Origin of the sequence: Streptomyces sp. MB09-02B, from assembly GCF_033794485.1 — a bacterium.
In the GTDB taxonomy this organism is placed as follows: domain Bacteria; phylum Actinomycetota; class Actinomycetes; order Streptomycetales; family Streptomycetaceae; genus Streptomyces.
The window spans coordinates 1-18309 of the sequence record NZ_JARGEE010000172.1 but is presented as its reverse complement, the minus strand read 5'-3'; the positions used below and the strand labels follow the sequence as shown (position 1 = coordinate 18309).

The following is an 18309-nucleotide window of genomic DNA, read 5'->3' as shown; positions in this document are numbered from 1 at the left end:
GGGGAGAAGTGGGGGGAAAAGGGGCGGCGAGGTCCAGCGACCGGCTGTGAAAGGTTCGCGTCGCGGCGTGGTCGGAAGCAAACGGTTTTCCGGGGCCGGGCAAAGTTTCGGCCTGGACCATCCGTGGGAGGCCCGACGCGCGAGACGGCGGGCGCCCGTGTCCGGTGAGCGGTGCGACGATGGACCGCATGCGAATAGGCGGTACGAGGCGGGGACGAACCGGCACGGTGAGCGTAGCGGGCGTGGGCGACGCGGGCGGAGAGTACGGCGCGTGTGAGAGTGGCGCGGGCAGTGCGGACCACGCGCGTGCGAGGAGCGGCGCGGCTCGTGTCGGGCTCGCCGTGGTGGTCTGCGGCGCGCTGGTGATGTCCGCCGCGGCGTGCGGCGGTTCGGGTGACACCGACGGCGGCGCCAGGGCCGACACGAATGCCACGGGGCCCGGGGGCAGGACGGATCGCGCGGCGGCGGGGAACGCCGACCCGACGCGTGTCCCGGGCGTCGGCGACCGTCTGCAGAAGCAGATCCCCGCGCAGTCCCGCCAGGTCGTGGCCGTCTACGGGGAAGGCAGGAACGACGCCGACGCCACGGTCGTGCTGTACACGAAGAGTGGATCCGCCTGGAAGAAGACCCGCAGTTGGGAGGGCCACAACGGCAAGAAGGGGTGGACCACCGACCATCGGGAGGGCGACAGGCGCAGCCCGGTCGGCGTGTTCACGCTGAGCGACGCGGGAGGGGTCCTGGCCGACCCGGGATCCAAGCTGCCGTACAGCAGGTCGGCGTCGTTCCAGGCGCCGCACTACTGGGCCAAGTCGCACTGGCACGACTTCGACTACGTCATCGCGATCGACTACAACCGGGTCAAGGGCACCTCACCGATCGACCCGACGCGCCCCGAGGGTCAGTCGAAGGGCGGCAGTATCTGGCTGCACATGGACCACGGCAGCGGCACGTCCGCCTGCGTCAGCCTGTCCAAGTCGGGCATGGAGTACCTGCTGCGCACCCTCGACCCGGCTCGACACCCGGTGATCGTCATGGGGGACAAGGCGGAGCTGAAGGCCTGATCGAGCGGCAGGCCTGAGGCGCCCGGTGCGCCGGTGCGCCCGTGCCTGGTTGTGGCCGGAGATGCCATTGCGGCGGGCGTCGACTCCCCGTAGAACTCCGGCCATGAGAAGCCGGATTATCATGTCCATGCTCACCGGAGTCACCCTCCTGGCGGGCACCCTCCTCGGGGCCGCCCCCGCCCAGAACGCTGGATCGCCCGCCGTCCCCGCCGAGTTCGGAACCGACTGGCACGATCCGATCACCGCCGCTCCGCCCGTCTCCCGACCCGAGAACACGAGGTCGTGCGAAGTGACGGTCGCGGAGGCGCAGTTCAAGGACCTCACGCCGTACCGGGAGGCCTACGCGCCGCCGGGGGAGTGCGGGAGGAGATGGAGCAAGGTCGTCCTGCGGCTCGACGGCAAGGTGAAGGGGCGCCAGTTCGACCGCCTCGGCCATCTGAGCATCGGTGGCGTCGAGGTGTTCCGGACGTCCACCCCGCAGCCGTCGCCCGACGGCATCGAGTGGTCCGTGGAGAAGGACGTCACGCGCTACAGCGACACCCTGCGCACCGAGCAGCCGGTCGAGATGCTCATCGGCAACGTCGTCGACGACACGTACACCGGCATCCTCGACGTCAAGGTCACGCTCACCTTCTACGTGGGCAGGCCAGACGCGAAAACGGCGAGGACCGTCCCCGAGCGCGTCCTCACCCTCCAGGACGGCACAGGCCTCACCACACCGCGCAACAGTGAACGGGTCATCGCCGAGGTGTACGCGACCGGGTCCGGCGGGGGTTGTGAGGAGTACTGGTACCTGACGGTGCCCGACGAGGCGCCCTACTCCTGCAAGGCCGACGACGGGCCCTACCGGGAGGTGCGGATCGCGGTGGACGGACAACTGGCCGGGATCGCCGCGCCGTTCCCGAACGTCTGGACCGGCGGCTGGTCCAACCCCTTCCTCTGGCAGGGGTTGGGAAGAACGTTCCGTCAGGTCAAAGGCTTGCAGTACGCGCAGTCGGGCACATGGGCGCACCGGGTGCCCGCCGAAGTGATACGTGCAGGGCCGAAGCCGATCAGCTGAATGGCGCTTCCGCCGCATGCTGGAGGAAGCCCGCGTCGGCTACGTCCTGGCCGTGCCGAAATCCCAGCATGTCCACGCCCTGGGCCGCATCGACTTCGCGATCGCCCAGGCACCCGACGACGCCTGGGGGCGCCATTCCTGCGGCAACGGCGCGAAAGGACCGCGTGTCTACGACTGGGCCGCGGCCCGACTGCCCGCCATCGACGACTTCGACGGCGATCAGCCCACCCACCAGCGGTGGGTCGTGGCCCGCCGCAGCCTGGCACGCCCGGACGAGCTCGCCTACTATCTCGCCTACGCGCCAGGCGGCACCGCCGTTGCCGAACTTGTGCGCTCGCCGGGACCCGATGGGCGATCGAAGAAGCCTTCCAGGCCGCGAAGAACGAGTGCGGCCTCGACCAGTACGAAGTCCGCCGGTATCCGGGCTGGTACCGGAGCACATCACCCTGGCCATGCTCGCTCACGCTTTCCTCGCCGCCATGGCATCAGCGGCGGCCGAAAAGGGGGCGGCAGAAACGGTTTTGGCGCTCTCGCACCGCTCACCGTGGCAGAAATCCGGAGGCTTCTGGCAGTTGGCCGCCCCTCGCCGACCTTCCACTGGTGCACCGGCCACGCGATGAGTTGGTCTCACTGGCGCAGACGGCGTCAGGCCATCGCCAGACGCTGCCACTACAGTCGCCGTGCGCGAGGTCACGAACTCCCGCCATCTGATGGCGCATCAGCCGAGTACACTCAGAAACCTGGTCCTGACCAGCGGTGATGGCGAAGTGCAACTGGAGTACTAGGTGCTACGTGGTGACCGGGTCGGTGACGGCGGTGGCATTGGTGAAGTACTGGTTGGCGTTCTTCTCGCCGGACAGGACGGTGCCTCAGGAGGTGATGCCGCCGCAGTTGTTGAGCGCGCCGAGCACGGTACGGCCGCCGGTCGGCCGTGGTCTTCAGCAGGTCGCTGCCGGTAGCGGGGTCGGTGAGGCGGAAGGGGGTGTTGGCGGTGATCCGGCGGTTGAGGGCGTCGCCGACGAGTCAGATCGGCCGGCGTCTGGTTGCTGCGGAGGCGCGGATCGCTGAGGGGCCGGGCCAGAACTGGTGGTCGAGTGCGTCCTCCAGACGTGTCAGGGTGCCGATGTCCGGCTGGACGTCGCCGTTGAAGACGCGGGTGATGGTGGCAACAGGACAGCGGTGCTGTCGCCTGCAGCGGCACGGCCAGAACGGCCCGCCGTACGCGGGGGAGCCCTGCTGCTCTCCAAGGTCGTCAGTCGAGGGGGCCTTGGCGTGCCGAGTGTGTCGCTGAGGTGAAGAGCCGAGCTGGACTGGCAGACCGTCGGGCGGATTGCCTCGGGACAGGGACGGCGGCGCATCGTACTTAGATTTCGAGTGAGGAATATTTCGTGGTGCTATTCTGAGGTCTGGTACGAGGCTTCGAGGAGGTGTGAAGGATGGCCGATGGGCAGGCGAACCCTGGGATGCTCATGCTGCTGCGTGAGTCCCGCGGGATGACACAGGCGGAGGTCTCCACCGCCATGACGAAGGCCTCGGGGCCGGAACCGACGGTGGTCTCACAGGGATACGTGAGTCGTGCCGAGTCGGGCCGCCTGACGGTCACGGACGACCGCCTGGAGTGGTACGCGGCCGCTGTGGGCTACCCGTCCGGCCTGCTGTGCCTTGACCCGCAGGTGGGTGGGGTCGGTGTGGGGCTGGTCCACCACCGCAAGAAGGCCGCGCTCGCAGTCTCCGCACTGCGGCGGGTGCATGCGCAACTGGCTCTGACGCGTGTGCAGGTCCAGGAGATCGCCGCGGCTGCCGAGAAGCCGCTCGACGAGCACCGGTTCTTCCGTGTGAAGCTCTCTGCCCTCACGACCGCGAAGGACGCGGCCCGACAGGTGCGCAAAGCCTGGGCGCTTCCGGCCGGCCCGATCCCCGACATGATCTCGGTTGTGGAGTCGGCCGGAGCGGTGGTGGCCGTCCGTGACCTCGGCGGCGACCTGCTGGATGCTGTCAGCCAGTGGGACGGCGTCGGCGCCCCGCTGCTCCTCGTCAACGACCTGGCGCCGGGGGATCGTTGCCGGTTCAGCGTTGCTCACGAACTGGGGCACCTCGTCATGCATGCGGAACCCGGTACCGGTTCCCAGCAGGAAAAGCAGGCCGACGCCTTCGCGGCGGAGCTGCTGATGCCCGCCGCGGACATGCGGGGCGCCTTCGCGGGCCGGGTGGACCTGCCGAAGCTGATGGAGTTGAAGCGGATCTGGCGGGTGTCGATGAGCGCACTGCTGCGCCGGGCGCTCGATCTGGGCGCGCTGACCGAATGGCAGCACCGCACGGTCATGATCGAGATGTCCGCGCTCGGCTATCGCATGGCCGAGCCCGTAGAGATTCCCCGTGAACAGCCCCGGGCCGTGCGCGCACTCGTGCGCACCCTGCTCGACGAGCGCGGCCTCACCCTCGAATCGGCAGCGGCCTGCGCGCATCTGCTGCCCGAGGACTTCCAGCACCTGTATGTCGAAGGGCCCCGCACCACGCCTCTGTCATCGTACTGAAGGAGCCGTCCATGACCGAGCCTTCCGCTGTCCCGCCTCAGCACATCCCTTCCACTGCGCATCTCACGCCCTTCGGCTTGGCGGCCCTGCGCGGCCGGATGCTGATCCAGACCCGCCCCGAACGGGTCGGCCAGGTCCAGGAGCACCTCGCTTCCGCCTCCAGCGGGCTGATCCTGAGCGGGGGCAATGCCACGGCGAAGGCCCTGCAGCTGCGGGACGAGGGATACAGCGGGGTACTGCTCGCAGATCCGGCCCTCTACGAGAGGACCGCCGCGACCGAAGACGCTCCCTTCCCGCAGACAGAGCCGGACGGCTTCTTCCTCAACGACCCCCTGGAACGGTCCCTGGAGCAGCAGCGCGCCGTAGGCATCACGGCGCCACTTACGCCGACCGGCTACATCCAGTCCGAGGACTCGGATGCGCTAAGGGCCGCGGTCACCCGCATGACCGAACTCGACGATCCAGGCGTGACCTTCGTGGTGCCGATCGACGTGACCTGGCTGAGGAACGAGGAGTCCCTGCACCAGTTGATCGCCTATCTACAGCTGGTCAATGGGCCGAAGGCGATCATCCTGGGCGGGCAGATGGACCCGCTGGCCCGGTACGCGAAGTCGGTACACCACCTTCGGCAGCTGATCTCACAGGTACCGGACACCGCACTGCTGCGCACCGATCTCGCCGCCTTCGGAGCCCTGGCAGCCGGCGCAGCCTTCACCGCATTTGGTGCCACCAGCTCACTGCGGCACACCATCGTCCCCGGTGAGCAGGCCCAGACCGGGAAGAAGTCCGGCGGCCCCGGCTCGCCGCACGTCCTGCACCCCGAGCTCATGGACTTCTACCTTGGCGAGACGCTGGCGAAGAAGTACGCCGCAGCCGCCGCGCCGATCTGCGAGTGCTACGCCTGCGGACACAAGGCGCTCGACACGTTCACCAGCAACCAGTCCCCGCTCCCGGCAGAAGCCGCGGCGCACAACATCGCTGTACTCATGGGGTGGCTCCGCGACCTCTGCGCGACTCCGTCGGGCATCGCGCGGCAGCGCTGGTGGTACGACCGCTGCCGCACGGCCGTCGACCGGTACCCGCTGCTCAACGCCGTCCTCGAACAGCCCAAGGCGTTCCGGGTACCCGAGCAGCTCAGGTGCTGGGCTCTTGCCGACCCTGGCCCTGTCCCGGCCGAGCCCTCGCCCGCTCAGCGCACCCGCTGATACAGCTCCTCGACGAACGCCCAGGCCGCTGCGGTGTGCCGCTGCGGCCGGTAGGTCCGGGACTCCAGCACCATCTCCACCCCGTCGCCCGACTGGACGAAGACGCCGATACCGTAGAAGTCCGCCTCCGCCAGCGATTCCTCCAGGCGGACCGGGCGCCGGTCCAGCAGCATGGCCCTTCGGCAGAACGGGGCGAACCGGCCGGCCCGCTCCAGCCCTTGCCGCCAGCCGGTCGCCCGCACGAGGGCCAGGTCGATCTGCAGTGGTCGCACCGCCCACCGCGTCACCACCTCGCGGCTACGGTCCGCAGCCCCGGCCGGCAAGGCACGTAGTGCACGACGTTCCCGCTGATCGAGTGAGGCCAGTGGCACGGGCAGACCCACCGGAAGGGTCAGAAGGGTTTCCAGCGGGGGCAGCTTGTCCAGGCGCGCCGCGGAAACCTCACGACGGCGTACGTCCTCGGCAGAGTCCATGCGGTAGAAGAAGAGCGCCTCCGTCCCCAACGCCGGGGCCACCACAGACTGCCCGTCCCGCCCCAGCAGTGCCGCAGAAGCAGTCTGCACCGAACCGCCGATCACGGAACTCGCCAAGGTCATCATGGTCTCCACCCTGTCTCATCGGGCACCGTCCGAAAACAGCACCTCCGCCATTCATCCAACCCGGTCGGCTCCGGCTGCCTCTGCCAAACGGCCCAAGAGGTCCGCCAGACACCGCCACAGTTCGGCATCATCGCTGCGCCGATACCACTGACGCCGCTCGCCGGGCTCCCGTGGAACACGCACAGCCAGCCCCGCGTCCACCAGAGCCTGAACCGGCGCCTGGTACACGCTGGGCGCAACACTTCGCGAGACCGCGAGATCCCCCAGACAGACCCCTCGGGAATCCGACACCGCCAGCGCCAGCAGCACCTCCGCCCGATAACGATTACCGAAGAGCTTCGCCGAGACCTCACGCAACCGTTCGGACGCGCTTAGCAACATGATTCATGATTCGCGAATCAGAAAACAAATGTCAACCAACCCGAGCATTCTGTGCACTTGGGGAAGGGCCGGGATCACATCCACTGGTGAAGTCCGCCCCAACCCGGGCGGATCGCTCAGGGAGAGAGGTCGAGCACCCGGACGCCGGCCCCGTCCCAGGCCTTGGGCTGGACGGTGGCGACGCGTGCCCCATCCAGGCGCTCGGGGCCGGGCATGGCCACATGGTGGGTGTGGCACCAGCCCAGAGAGCGCTCACGGCCCGAGGCGGCCAGGACGGCGGCGAGATCGAGCGGATGGAAAACCACCTGGTCGAGCATGCCGAGGTGGCCGGCGAGTCCGGTGCGTACCCGGTCCGCTTCGGCGAGCGCGGCCAGAGCTACGTGGACGCGCCAGGCCCCGGTCTCGGCGGCCTGGTACAGAAGGCGGGAGGCCAGGACGTTGCCCGACCCCAGGGCGAGCAGCGCGCTGTCGTCGAGGACTACATCGACAGGAGCGACAGGGTTCACGCGGCGCTGCCGAGCCGGCGCGTGAGCTCATCGTCCGCTGCGCGGTCCTGCTCGGGATCCGGGGCATAGCCGGAGAGCGCGTGCAGGACTTCGAGGGTCTTCGCGACCTGCTCGTCCCGCTCGCTCTGCGTGAGGGTGTGCGTGGCGAATTCGCCGACGAGCCCCGCGATCGTGGTGTCCTTCTCGGCGGCCAGGATCGCCAGCCGGTCCCGGACGCTGCTCTCGACCTTGATCGTTGTGTGTGCCATGCCTGACAGAATACATCGGGTATACCCGCCCGGGGAGGCGATTCCGTTTCGTGCACTCGGGAGGGAAGTTCACTGATCGGCGCATCCACGGCGAACTCGCCGCCCTCGGCATCAAGGTCGCACCCTCCACGGTGTGGGAGATCCTGAAGCGGCACGGGATCGCGCCGATGCCCGAACGCGACCGTCAGACCAGGGCCGCGTTCCTGCGCGGCCAGGCCCATGCGATCCTGGCCTGCGACTTCTTCACCGCCACCACCTTGAACGGCGCGACGCTGTATGTCTTCGCGGTCATCGAGCATGCCAACCGGCGTATCCGCATTCTCGGCGCGACCGCCCATCCCACCGCGGACTGGGTCACCCAGGTCACGAGGGACTTGGTCATGGACCTCCAGGACGCCGGCGCCACCGTCAAGCACCTGATCAGGGACCGCGACAGCAAGTGCACCCGGGCGTTCGACGCCGTCTTCGAGGCCGAGGGTATCGAGATCGTCACCACCGGCATCCGCATTCCCCGCATGAACTCCAATGGAAGGCTGGGTGCAGACCTGTCGGCACGAACTCCTGGAACGCACCCTGATCTGGAACCTGCCCCACCTACCCCATACGCTCACCGAGCTCGAGTCGTTCTACAACCAGCATCGGCCGCACCGCACCGCACCGCACCCCGTGCAGCGCGGCACCCCTGTGGCCAGTTCCCGAACCGATCCCCGAACCCGGCCGACTCCACCGGCCGGACATCCATCGACGCGATCGCCTCGGCGGCATCCTCCACGAGTACGCACATGCCGCCTGATCAGCGCGGACGTAATAATCGGCACCCGCAGGTCTCGCTCTACGAGGTCCAGCACATCCTTGGGCGCCAGAGCTTTCAGACCACCCAGCGCTACGCGCACCTTCAACCGGACGCGCACGAGGCCGTTCTTGGTGCCTGGGAGCGCCTGGACGTTCCGCTCACCATCGCCTCATGGATGATCCTCCGCCCTGTCCCCTCATGGACAGGGCGGAGGCGCTCGCCTGGTCAGGGGCACTGTGCGACCTCCTCTTGGGGCGGCATCCAGCTCCCCTTGCTGTCGAACGGCCAGGGGTGGCTGTAGAGATCGCCCTGAAGGAGTTCGCGCAGAGCCTCACGGCTGGCTGGAGGATCCGGCGGAGTGGCCAGCGGCGCTGACAGTGGATCAATCCGGTCTGCGTATGCCTCAGCCCATTGAAACCACTCCAGCTCCTCCGCCGCAGCGGACGCGCCGTCGGCTCTCGTTCGGGCTGCGCGGCAGAAGGCGCGGATCTCGTTGGCCTGATGCAGCGCCTCCACCTGCTCGACCAGGACCTTCGCTCGATGTCGCTCGACTTGCCGCTCCCGTGCCTGTGCAACGGCCGCGTACCAGCGGCGTCGCTGCTCGGCCTTGCGGAGTTCCTCTTCCCGCTGTCGGCGTTCGGCCGCCGCGGCCCGCTGTTCGAGATCGCGCAGAAGGTGCCCCAGGCGGGACTCCAGTGTCCACCGTGAGCTGTCCCTGTAGGTGTACGAATGCTGGTACCAGCTTTTGGCAGGCGCGCCGAGTTCGAGGCGTCCGTTGAACTCGTGGTCGTACTTGGGGATACGAGTCCAGGGATTGCGTTGCTGTTGGCGGATCTCCTGCGCGGTCGGCTCGTGCGGCACCTTGGTCTTCTGCTCTGTGATCGCGAGCGGGAGCGCGTGTCCGCAGATGACGATGACCATCTGGTGTACGGCCTGGCCTCGATGGAGATCGGTCCGGGTCTCCACCTGGTAGCCGCGTCTTTCCGCCTCGGTCAGGAGCGCGTGCATGATCCGCAGGGCACGGTCGGCCTGTTCCCGTGACACATGCAGAGGGATAACCTCTGGCGTCCCGCGGGTGTCGACTACGGCCTTGGACCTGCCGAGGGCCTTGCGTGTGGCCCGGACGAGCTGATGAGGACGGCCCAGCACGTCGGGGACGTCGATGGTCGGTACGGGCGGCGGTTGCGCAGCATTCTCGGCTTCCACGTCGACCAACGTGAAGACGCAGTCACCACGCTGCCGCCCGGTCCAGCGCAGCTTGAGCTCTCCCGGCACGTGACCGTGATGGAGCGCGCCGTAGTAGGCCACCCGCCACCGCCCCCGCGTCCGTGGGCCCGGATCAGGGACGGTGAGCTTCCCGGCAGTGGCGGACTGGAGTCGAGCGATCAGCTCGGCTCCGTCGGCAGGAGCGTGCTCGGCCTGTTCGGCATCACCGGCCAAGCGCTCTTTCTCGGCTTGGTCCTCCTTGGGGTGCTTGCCGTGCTTGAGGAAGTAGCGGCCGTCAGAAGTCACCACTGCGACGTGCCCGCTACCGCGCCAGCTCCGCTTGATCAGCCCACGCCGCTCAAGGGCCCAAGCCGCGTTCGAACTCTTGGGAGCAATGGGCACGAGCGTGCCCGGATGTGTGTTCCCGGGCAGCGGACCAACCCCGGGCCGCTGTATCGGATGCCCTTCGGGGCGCTGTTCGCGTCCCCCGCCACCGTGCCGCTGGTCGGAGCAGTCGAAGGCTGCCTGACGGCGTACCTGGAGGGGCTGTGCGACGAGTGCGGACTCACCGCGGCCGGCACTCGCTTCGGTGCCAGCCAGTTCGCTCAGGCGGCGTTCGCGCGGGCGGCTTCCGAAGTGGACGCTACGGCACTCCCACTCGACCGCGACATCGCGGAGCTGTACACGTGCGCCGCCCGGTCCGAGACGAGCCCGTTGGAACTGAGACTACGGACCCGACGCGACCAGGTCTGCGGCACGGAGCGCGCAGTGCGGGTGATCGACCAGCTCTTCAGCCACGCGGTTTCCGCTCTGCAGAGCGGAAACCGCGTGGAGCGCGTCTGGCGTGACGTGCACGCTGGCAGCACCCATTTCCCCAATGACGTCGAGCACGTCCTCGCGCTGTACGGCGGGGGTGTTCTGGGGCTGCCCGTCGAGGACGTCCTGATGTGACCCGACCGACGTCATGGCGCCCGGTCCCGATCAGTGGGATGCCCGGACGTCGCGTCGGAACGGCGGGCCTAACGTCGGTCGCGATCACCGTGGACGTCGGCGTGCCCGCTCACGACGGCCCAGCCGCCCACGGACTTCGCACCGATCGGAGGTTTCCTGGATGACGCATGAGGTGGTTCGCCGGGTAGAGGAGGCAGCCGCCCAACTGGCGGCCACCGCGGAGGAGACCGAGCGGCTCGGCAGGCTCTCCGACGCGAGTGTCAAACTGATCCGCGACGCCGGGGTGATGCGCCTTCTCCAGCCAACAGACTTCGGGGGGTTCGCCGCCCACCCCCGGGACTTCGGCGAAGCTGTCATGGCGGTCGCCCGCAACTGCGGCTCCAGCGGCTGGGTTTGCGGAGTGGGCGGCGTCCACCCCTGGGAGATGGCACTGATGGACCGCCGTCTGCAGACGGAGGTGTGGGGCGAGAACCCCGACACCTGGATCGCCTCTCCCTATGCCCCGCAAGGCGTGGCCGTGCCCACCGACGGCGGCTATGTACTCCGCGGACGCTGGAACTTCTCCTCGGGCACCGACCACTGTGACTGGATCTTCCTCGGAGCCCTGGTGGGTGACGCCGACGGCAAGCCCACGCAGCCGGCCAAGGGCCTGCACATGGTCCTGCCCCGTGCCGATTACACCATTGTCGAGGACTCCTGGGACGTCATCGGTCTGTGCGGCACCGGCAGTAAGGACATCGTCGTCGACGGCGCATTCGTTCCCTCGTACCGGACCATCGACGCGACCGAGATCGCCGAGGGCACGGTCGCGGCGGAACGCGTCGGCCGGGCCGACACCGTGTACAAACTGCCGTTCTGGACGATGTTCCCGCTCGGTATCACGGCGGCCGTCGTCGGGATGGCTGAGGGCGCGCTCGCGGCGCACCTGGACTACCAGCGTGACCGGGTCACCGCTATGGGCACGCGCATCAAGGACGACCCCTATGCGCTCTCCGCCATCGCCGAGGCGGCGGCGGAGATAGCCGCGTCCAGGACCCAGCTCCTGGACGGCATCAGCCAGCTGTACGACGCGGTCGAAGCGGGACGCGAAGTGGCCTTCGCGGACCGCGCAGCGGTGCGCCGCAACCAGATCCGGTGCGCATGGCGGGCGGTGTCAGCGGTCGATGAGATCTTCGCCCGGTCCGGCGGCAACGCCGTCCGCCGGAGGAACCCCATGCAGCGCTTCTGGCGCGACATCCACGTCGGACTACAGCATGCCATCCACGTGCCGGGCTCCGTGTACCACGCCAGCGCATTGAGCGGCCTGGGCATCGAACCCGAGGGCATGCTGCGCGGCCTGATCTGACCCAGCCCGTTACCCACCATCGCACTACCTCAGAGAGGCAGAAGATGACCGACATCAGCTCGCTCGGCTACGTGAGGGTCCGCAGCCGTGACATGGCGCCTTGGCGGGCGTTCGCCTACGAGGCGATCGGCTTCGCGGAGGGCAGCGGCCCGGAGCAGGACGCGCTGTACCTGCGCATGGACGAGCGCCCCGGACGCATCGTGATCCTTCCCGGCGACGAGGACCGGGTCGAGGCCGTGGGCTGGGAGGTCCGGGACCACCTCGCGCTGCGACGCGTGCAGGCAGCAGTCGAGGAGGCCGGCGTCGCGGTCAAGCCGCTGTCCGCTGTCGACGCCGCGGCCCGTCGCGTGGAGGAGGCCATCTCCTTCCTGGCTCCCGGAGGCACGCCGGTCGAGGTCTTTCAGGGCCCGGCTCTGGACCACAGCCCGCTCAACACCCCCTACGGCAACCGGTTTGTCACCGGCGGCCTCGGCGCCGGACATGTGGTGGTGCCGGTCGGCGACCTGGAGGCTGCCCGGCGCTTCCACGAGTCGCTTGGATTTCTGGCCCGGGGCGGGTTCCGGCTCCCCACACCGCCGGACATGGACCCGATGCACATCCGCTTCATGGGCGTCAACGCACGTCACCACAGCTTGGCGCTGATGCCCACGCCCGATCTCACATCGCCCGCGCTGGTGCACATCATGGTCGAGTGCGAAACCCTCGACGAGGTCGGCCGGGCCCTGGACCGTGTCACCTCTGCCGGCTACCACATCTCCTCGACGCTGGGTCGGCACACCAACGACAGGATGGTGTCCTTCTACGTCCGCACGCCGGGTGGCTGGGACCTGGAGGTCGGCTGTTGGGGTCTGCTCGTCGACGAGCAGACCTATACCGCCGAGGAGATCACGGCCGACAGTTACTGGGGCCACCGCTGGGACTTCAGCTGACCCACAGGCCTCCCGCTCGTCCGCTGCCGACAGCGGCCGGGAGGCCTGCGTCATCGGGCACCGAGTCCTCGGGCAATCGCGCGATCTGTGCTTGCAGGGAGCGTGTCGAAGATCTCGTCGATCAACCGCTGGGCCATGCGCGAAGCCCTGGGCTAGATCACCGAGTTGGGCCTGCGGTGTCAGGCTTCCCGCAGAGCGACCGGGGATCCTCGCGTCCCAGCGGTCATGCCACGGCGGTGTTGTTCAGGCGTGGGCCGAGGACGCGTTCCGGGCTGCGGCGGAACTGGGCGAGCAGCTCGCGAATCCGGTTGGAGGTGCGGGTGGCATGGGTGCGACGTCTTGGTCGAAGGCGACCAGAATGGGCAGTTCGTCGACCAGATGAAGAACGTGCAGGGTGTGCGGCATGGTAATGGGGCTTCCGTGATCACCGCGGCGCGCGGGCGGAGGTCTCCCGGGCCACCACCGCCGGGAGAATGCGTTGTGGATCGCGGAGAGCCACAACCCGCCCCTCGCCGGTGGAGGAGATCATCGTCAGATCGGTGACCCAACCGGTTCGGCACGGGCGTGGTGCAGTCCGGGTTGGCCAGGTCCGGGGGCGAGGGTGGCCTGCGGGTCGTGGCGTGTGCAGCCCTTGCGGCCGCGGGGCCCCCGCCAGTTCGGCCTCGCGTATCAGTCGCTCGACCCGCTTTCGTCCGACCCGGGTGCCTTCGTGCTTCAGGACGGCGTCGACGCGCGGCGAGCCGTAGATCCCGCCGGAATCGGCGTGGTCTGCCGGATCTGGTCGGCGTCGTGGCGGCGGCGTCCGCACGGCTCGCGCTCGGAGCCAGCGGCAGCAGGTGGCGGAGGCGATGGAAAGCCGAGGCCGTCCGCGGGACCTCGTTCGCCCGCTTGAGCTGGACGATCTCCTTGCGCAGCGCCACCAGCTCGGCGCGCTCGTCAGTGGTCAGCCCGTCGGCGCGTTCGCCGGCATCCCGCTCGGCCTGGCGGATCCGGCCGAGCAGGGGCCCCGGTTGCCCGCCGGGCTGGACGGCGAGCAGGGCGCCGATGAGCTGCGCCGGCCCCGTCCGCCTGCTTCTCGCCAGCGAGCACGGCGGCCGCGTGTGGCGACTCGCCGACACCTGCACCGCCTGCGCCGCAGCGACAGCCCACGCCGCCGTCGTACCCGACACCTCCCTGCTCACCCACCGGCAGGCACCGGCCCCCCCCGGCCCCGCCACCGACGTCAGCGGCGCATAGAGCCGGAAGAGCGGACCAGGGTTCGCGACATGCTCAACTACCTGGCTACCGCACTCCCCGCCGGGACCTCCCCCGACACCCGGCTGATCGCCCTGCAGTGCGCTCTGCGCATGAACGCCCGCATACAGGTCAGCCTCCCCCATGGTCTGCTGCGCAGCCTCCGCCTGGGCTTCGATCCGCGCCCCTGGCAGGAACTGGAACAAGCGCGATGGCTGCGCAGGATTCCCAACCGCGCGACCGGCGCCGCCGTACTACTGGACGCCACGCTGCTTGGCCAGGCACCTACCCGCCCCGACCGCTGCCACGCGGCCGACCGGGCACTGCGCGCCAGCTGCCTGGGCCGGACCGGGGCCCTCGGCCCACTCCCGCAAGTCATCAGGACCTACCTCGCGGCACGCAGCCTTTACGAAACCGGCCACGGACTGAGCGAGGCCGACCGGACAGTGCACGAGTGCGGAATCCAACCCGACGAACTGCCCCACCTACTTGAGCAGTTGACGGGAAAAGGGCTGTTGAGGTCATGGTGGATTGCTGCTGATACGGAAGACCTCCACTGGATCCTGCGGACTCCGCACTGTCCTCAAAGCTGACGCAGTGACATACCAGAGGCGGATGCGGCCGGTTCGAGCATCCGCCTCAGGTAGTCAGTCATTCGGCTGATCCACGGGGGGCGGTGTGAACCGGATGATGAAGCAGTCCTCAAGCCAGGTGCGGCTCTGAGCCGTGTCCTGCGCTGTCCGCGCTCTGATTGGAGCAAGATTTCGTGACCACCTCGCCGCTCGCTACCCCTACTTCCACCGTGGCCTCCCGCGCCGCCTAGCTGTCCGAGCTTCAAGGCGAGGGCGATACCCAGGTGACCGCCCTCGATCGGTTCAGTGTCGGTTTCGGGCAGTCCCACGCGGAGCGAGCCCCGGCTGAACATGCTCACGGCCATCAAGGCGAGTGGAGCGGATCGCCGATGACGGTCACGCCGTAGCTCCGGGGACGACTGTCACCCATCAAGGATTCCGGTCCCATCGCCTGTGTGGTGGGACCGGAAGGGCCTTGTCCGCAGGCGAGATCGCGGGCAACCCCGACCCCCTGTGTCCCGCACGCTGACCGGCACAGTGCCACTTGTGTGCGGTAATCCCAAAGACCCCCTGGTGTGCAGGAGGTTGTGACGTGCGCGCGGGTCCACCGGGGTGCTGAATCATTCGAAGACTGGAGATCTAATGCATCTTTTCAACGCCCTCTCCCACAGAGCGGCGGCTCGGCGCAGCGCCTCCGCCGCAGTCGCGGCCGGCACGGTACTCGGGCTCGTCGCCGTGTCCGTCGGCACGGCCCACGCCGCGACGTCGACCGATCGCGGGCGCCCGGTCGTGCAGATCATCGGTGGCGGCGCGCAGCCCAACGGCTCGTACCCGTTCATGGCGGCGCTGCTGGTCAAGGGCAAGGGCAAGCCGCTCGACCGGCAGTTCTGCGGTGGCAGCCTGCTCAGTGCGGAGGTCGTGATGACGGCCGCGCACTGCGTCGATGGCGTGAAGCCCAAGCAGATAGAGACCGTCGTGGGTCGGACCGTGCTGTCGAACAAGAGGCAGGGCCATCTGCGCAACGTCCGCACGATCACCGTTCACCCTCGTTACAACGGGGACTACGACGTTGCGTTCCTGGAACTGGACAAGCCCGTCGACGGCATCGCCCCGGTCAACCTGCCGACCCCGGGCACGGACGCGCTCATCCGTCCGGGCGCCAAGGCCACGGTCGCCGGCTGGGGTGACACCGACACCGAGGTGCCGAACCATCCGGACCGGCTGCGTGCGGTGGACGTCCCGATCGTGTCGCACATCGAGTGCAAGGCGTCGTACTCGAGGTACGACAAGAAGGTCCATGTGTGCGCGGGGGTGGAGGGGAAGGATTCCTGCCAGGGCGACAGCGGCGGGCCGCTCTTCCGCACGCTGAAGGGCCGCAAGGGCGTGTACCAGATAGGCGTCGTGTCGTACGGTGACGGCTGCGCGGCGCAAGGAGCGCCGGGCGTGTACACCTACACCGGCTCCGCCAAGCTGTGGGACACCCTGTGGAAGTCCGCCGAGGGCAAGCGGGTGAAGCGCCTGCTCGGCCGCTGATCCGGTGCCCGCGCGGGACACCCTGTTCCGCGCGGGGCCCGGGGCTTGTAGCCCTCGACCTGCGGACGGACTGGGCCCAGGGCTGCCGGTTGGCTGGAGCCCGACAAAGCTCAAACTCCTAGCCGACTGTGGGGAGGAGGGCTATGACCTCCCAGCCGTGGTCCTTGCGGGGGCCGGTGTGCAGTGTGCCGCCGAGGGCGGTGACGCGTTCGGTGAGGCCGACGATGCCGAAGCCTCCGCCGCGGGCGGCGTACGGCATCCGGACGCCGCCCCGGCCGTTGTCGCGCACCGTCACATGCAGGGTGTCGTCGGCGTGGGCGAGGGCGACGATGACTTCGGTGGCGTCGGCTGCGTGGCGCCGTACGTTCGTGAGGGCCTCCTGGACGACGCGGTAGGCGGCGGCCTGCACCGCATGGGGAAGGTTACGAGGCACCGAGGCGTCGAGGTGCAGTTCGGCCTTCTGACCGGTCGGGCCGCCGAATCGGTCGACCAGTTCCGCGAGGGCTGTCAGGTCGCCCACCGGGCGGCTCTCGCCCGGCTGGAGCCGGGCCGTTTCCTCCGGACTGCCGCGCAGGATGCCGACGGTCAGGCGCATGGAGTCGAGCGCTTGGGTCGCAGCGTGTTCGATTCCCGCCAGGACCGGGTCCAGGCGGTCGGGTTCGGTGGTGGCCATCATGCGGGACATCTGCGTCTGGACCAGGATGCCGGTGACGTGGTGGGCGACGAAGTCGTGCAGGTCGGCTGCCATGGCGAGGCGTTCGGAGCGGCGGGTCTCGGCGATCGCGGCGCCGCGCCTGTGGTCCAGTGTGCGCAGGTAGCCGCCGACGCCGGCGACGACGCCCGCCGGCAGCGCCACTGTCAGCGCGAGCCCCAGGATCAGGGTGTCGTCCTGGGTGCCGGTCGCGTAGAAGCGCAGCGGCGTGGCGATGGCTGCCCCGCCGGCGAGTACGGCACACGGGACCGCCCACCGTGGCGGGCCGGTACGGACGACGATCAGTAACAGGCAGAGCAGGAACGCCACTTCACCGGGGCCGAACATGCGCATGCGCTCGGTCGTCGTGGCGACGGCGGTCAAGGCCAGGGAAACACCCGCTGGTACGGCGGCGCGCAGTTGGGGGGTGAGCCACGCGGGTCGACGGGTCAATGGCCAGAGGACGGCCGCGAGGCCGAGCGACAGGAGCAGGAGCACCGGCCAGAGCGTCTTGCCGTTGGCCACGGCGATGAGCACGTCCGCGGCGGCCAGCAGGACCAGCGTGGTGATGCCCACCGTACGCAGGCAGCCCTGTCGGCGGGTTCGCGTCGTGGTGAGGTCGTCTCTCGCAGGCGGGAAGTTCACGTCGGTAACTGTAGGAAGGGGTGGTCAGCTGCGCCTCGGCAGGCCGGCCGGCCGGACTGGCTGGCTGGGCAGGCGTCAGGCGCAGGAACCGCTTCGCCGGCGGTTCCTGCGCCTGGTCATGGCACGGTGGGAGTGGTCAGTTGACGCGGACGATCTTCCAGAGTTGGTCGTCGAGGCTGGCGGTGCCCCACTGGACGATGGCTGCTCCGTTGGCGGTGGAGGACTGGGCGACTCCGGCGACGAGGGTGCTGTTCACGTTGCGGAGCTTGTAGTAGCCGCCGCCGCCGTCGGTGAGGGTCCACTTCTGGGAGTCGGCGGTGGAGGCGGTGTTCTGGACGAGGGCCGCGCCCGCGGCGCTGGAGGAGCCCTGGATGTCCAGGTTGAGGTTGCTCTTGGCGTTCTTGACGGTCCAGGAACCGCTGCCGGCGGACTGGAAGGTGAAGAGCTGGCAGGCGCAGAATGTGTTCTGCCACTGGCCGACGGCGGTGCCGGCGGTGGTGGAGCCGGCCGGGATGTCGAGGTACTTGCCGCTGTTCTTGTTCACCAGGACGTACTGGCCGGTGCCCAGGGGCGGCAGGGCGGTCTGGGAGAGGTTCCAGCGCTGGCAGCCGCAGATGGTTCCGCTCCACTGCACGGCGGCGGTGCCGACGGTGGTGGAGGCACTGGGTATTTCGAGAAGCTTGCCACTGATGCGGTTGGTGATGCTGTAACCGCCGGACGGGTGGGGGGCGACGGCCCATTCGTGGTCGAGGGTGCCGTTGTCGTCCCACTGCAGGACGGTGGCGCCGTTGGCGGTGGACTGGTTCTGCACGCCGAG

The 18309-nt window shown here is 68.9% G+C and carries 16 protein-coding genes and 4 pseudogenes; 11 read left to right on the top strand and 9 right to left on the bottom strand.

Annotated features, from left to right (window positions below; all coding sequences use genetic code 11):
- Positions 1–365 precede the first annotated feature (365 nt).
- Positions 366–1061 (top strand): hypothetical protein, encoded by a 696-nt coding sequence (locus tag P1P70_RS23400; protein ID WP_319240861.1) that lies wholly within the window; start codon positions 366–368, stop codon positions 1059–1061.
- A gap of 103 nt (positions 1062–1164) precedes the next feature.
- Positions 1165–2004: pseudogene (locus P1P70_RS23395) on the top strand (peptide-N4-asparagine amidase); the annotation flags it as partial.
- Between the two features lie 914 nt (positions 2005–2918).
- On the opposite strand, the pseudogene P1P70_RS23390 reads toward P1P70_RS23395, so the two are convergent.
- A pseudogene (locus P1P70_RS23390) lies at positions 2919–3129 on the bottom strand (alkaline phosphatase PhoX); the annotation flags it as partial.
- Positions 3130–3557: 428 nt separating this feature from the next.
- Between P1P70_RS23390 and P1P70_RS23385 the strand changes: the two are divergent.
- Together P1P70_RS23385 and P1P70_RS23380 are read left to right on the top strand one after the other, a co-directional pair.
- Positions 3558–4655: an XRE family transcriptional regulator gene (locus P1P70_RS23385; RefSeq protein WP_319240859.1), complete on the top strand. Its 1098-nt coding sequence runs from the start codon at positions 3558–3560 to the stop codon at positions 4653–4655.
- An 11-nt stretch (positions 4656–4666) separates the two neighbouring features.
- On the top strand, positions 4667–5860 hold the full coding sequence (locus P1P70_RS23380) for a hypothetical protein (RefSeq protein WP_319240857.1): 1194 nt from the start codon (positions 4667–4669) through the stop codon (positions 5858–5860).
- Here P1P70_RS23380 and P1P70_RS23375 read toward each other — a convergent pair.
- The 3 genes from P1P70_RS23375 to P1P70_RS23365 all read right to left on the bottom strand — a co-directional run bounded on the left by P1P70_RS23375 (position 5845) and on the right by P1P70_RS23365 (position 7594).
- A complete protein-coding gene (locus P1P70_RS23375; protein ID WP_319240855.1) occupies positions 5845–6450 on the bottom strand; it encodes a hypothetical protein in 606 nt (201 codons plus the stop codon). The genes P1P70_RS23380 and P1P70_RS23375 overlap by 16 nt on opposite strands.
- Positions 6451–6956: 506 nt before the next feature.
- The gene (locus P1P70_RS23370; RefSeq protein ID WP_319240852.1) at positions 6957–7346 is read right to left on the bottom strand and encodes a hypothetical protein; all 390 of its coding nucleotides are present in this window, start codon (positions 7344–7346) and stop codon (positions 6957–6959) included.
- Positions 7343–7594, bottom strand: coding sequence for a hypothetical protein (locus P1P70_RS23365; protein ID WP_103545038.1), 252 nt, complete (start codon positions 7592–7594; stop codon positions 7343–7345). The genes P1P70_RS23370 and P1P70_RS23365 overlap by 4 nt, the downstream gene beginning before the upstream one ends.
- Before the next feature lie 77 nt (positions 7595–7671).
- On the opposite strand from P1P70_RS23365, the pseudogene P1P70_RS23360 reads away from it, so the two are divergent.
- A pseudogene (locus P1P70_RS23360) lies at positions 7672–8387 on the top strand (integrase core domain-containing protein); the annotation flags it as partial.
- A gap of 225 nt (positions 8388–8612) precedes the next feature.
- On the opposite strand, the gene P1P70_RS23355 reads toward P1P70_RS23360, so the two are convergent.
- The gene (locus tag P1P70_RS23355) at positions 8613–9899 is read right to left on the bottom strand and encodes a hypothetical protein (RefSeq protein WP_319240849.1); all 1287 of its coding nucleotides are present in this window, start codon (positions 9897–9899) and stop codon (positions 8613–8615) included.
- 108 nt (positions 9900–10007) lie between these two features.
- Here P1P70_RS23355 and P1P70_RS23350 point away from each other — a divergent pair, with 108 nt between their 5' ends.
- The 3 genes from P1P70_RS23350 to P1P70_RS23340 all read left to right on the top strand — a co-directional run bounded on the left by P1P70_RS23350 (position 10008) and on the right by P1P70_RS23340 (position 12818).
- The gene (locus P1P70_RS23350) at positions 10008–10544 is read left to right on the top strand and encodes a hypothetical protein (protein WP_319240847.1); all 537 of its coding nucleotides are present in this window, start codon (positions 10008–10010) and stop codon (positions 10542–10544) included.
- A 160-nt stretch (positions 10545–10704) separates the two neighbouring features.
- Entirely contained in the window at positions 10705–11889 is a 1185-nt protein-coding gene (locus P1P70_RS23345) for an acyl-CoA dehydrogenase family protein (RefSeq protein ID WP_319240845.1), read from the top strand.
- Positions 11890–11933: 44 nt separating this feature from the next.
- Positions 11934–12818, top strand: coding sequence for a VOC family protein (locus P1P70_RS23340; RefSeq protein ID WP_319240843.1), 885 nt, complete (start codon positions 11934–11936; stop codon positions 12816–12818).
- An 86-nt stretch (positions 12819–12904) separates the two neighbouring features.
- On the opposite strand, the pseudogene P1P70_RS23335 reads toward P1P70_RS23340, so the two are convergent.
- Together P1P70_RS23335 and P1P70_RS45860 are read right to left on the bottom strand one after the other, a co-directional pair.
- Positions 12905–13226, bottom strand: a pseudogene (locus P1P70_RS23335) (IS110 family transposase); the annotation flags it as partial.
- Positions 13227–13242: 16 nt separating this feature from the next.
- On the bottom strand, positions 13243–13626 hold the full coding sequence (locus P1P70_RS45860; RefSeq protein WP_413471531.1) for an IS3 family transposase: 384 nt from the start codon (positions 13624–13626) through the stop codon (positions 13243–13245).
- 236 nt (positions 13627–13862) lie between these two features.
- On the opposite strand from P1P70_RS45860, the gene P1P70_RS23330 reads away from it, so the two are divergent.
- From P1P70_RS23330 to P1P70_RS23320, 3 genes are all read left to right on the top strand, one after another.
- Entirely contained in the window at positions 13863–14054 is a 192-nt protein-coding gene (locus P1P70_RS23330; RefSeq protein WP_319240841.1) for a hypothetical protein, read from the top strand.
- Between the two features lie 29 nt (positions 14055–14083).
- Positions 14084–14644, top strand: coding sequence for a hypothetical protein (locus tag P1P70_RS23325; RefSeq protein ID WP_319240839.1), 561 nt, complete (start codon positions 14084–14086; stop codon positions 14642–14644).
- 621 nt (positions 14645–15265) lie between these two features.
- Positions 15266–16156: a S1 family serine peptidase gene (locus tag P1P70_RS23320; protein WP_086800713.1), complete on the top strand. Its 891-nt coding sequence runs from the start codon at positions 15266–15268 to the stop codon at positions 16154–16156.
- Positions 16157–16274: 118 nt separating this feature from the next.
- On the opposite strand, the gene P1P70_RS23315 is transcribed toward P1P70_RS23320, so the two are convergent.
- Positions 16275–17492 carry a sensor histidine kinase gene (locus P1P70_RS23315; RefSeq protein ID WP_319240837.1) on the bottom strand — a complete coding sequence of 406 codons (1218 nt, stop codon included), beginning with the start codon at positions 17490–17492 and terminating at the stop codon, positions 16275–16277.
- A 136-nt stretch (positions 17493–17628) separates the two neighbouring features.
- On the bottom strand, positions 17629–18309 hold a 681-nt coding region (locus tag P1P70_RS23310), incomplete at its 5' end, for an RICIN domain-containing protein (protein WP_319240835.1).

What these genes read in the sequence shown, in the direction of transcription:
- P1P70_RS23325 (WP_319240839.1), top strand. Translation starts at nt 14,084, where the DNA reads ATGCTCAACTACCTGGCTACCGCACTCCCCGCCGGGACCTCCCCCGAC.
- P1P70_RS23400 (WP_319240861.1), top strand. Translation starts at nt 366, where the DNA reads ATGTCCGCCGCGGCGTGCGGCGGTTCGGGTGACACCGACGGCGGCGCC.
- P1P70_RS23340 (WP_319240843.1), top strand. Translation starts at nt 11,934, where the DNA reads ATGACCGACATCAGCTCGCTCGGCTACGTGAGGGTCCGCAGCCGTGAC.
- P1P70_RS23330 (WP_319240841.1), top strand. Translation starts at nt 13,863, where the DNA reads ATGAGCTGCGCCGGCCCCGTCCGCCTGCTTCTCGCCAGCGAGCACGGC.
- P1P70_RS23345 (WP_319240845.1), top strand. Translation starts at nt 10,705, where the DNA reads ATGACGCATGAGGTGGTTCGCCGGGTAGAGGAGGCAGCCGCCCAACTG.
- P1P70_RS23320 (WP_086800713.1), top strand. Translation starts at nt 15,266, where the DNA reads ATGCATCTTTTCAACGCCCTCTCCCACAGAGCGGCGGCTCGGCGCAGC.
- P1P70_RS23380 (WP_319240857.1), top strand. Translation starts at nt 4,667, where the DNA reads ATGACCGAGCCTTCCGCTGTCCCGCCTCAGCACATCCCTTCCACTGCG.
- P1P70_RS23365 (WP_103545038.1), bottom strand. Translation starts at nt 7,594, where the DNA reads ATGGCACACACAACGATCAAGGTCGAGAGCAGCGTCCGGGACCGGCTG.
- P1P70_RS23350 (WP_319240847.1), top strand. Translation starts at nt 10,008, where the DNA reads ATGTGTGTTCCCGGGCAGCGGACCAACCCCGGGCCGCTGTATCGGATG.
- P1P70_RS23385 (WP_319240859.1), top strand. Translation starts at nt 3,558, where the DNA reads ATGGCCGATGGGCAGGCGAACCCTGGGATGCTCATGCTGCTGCGTGAG.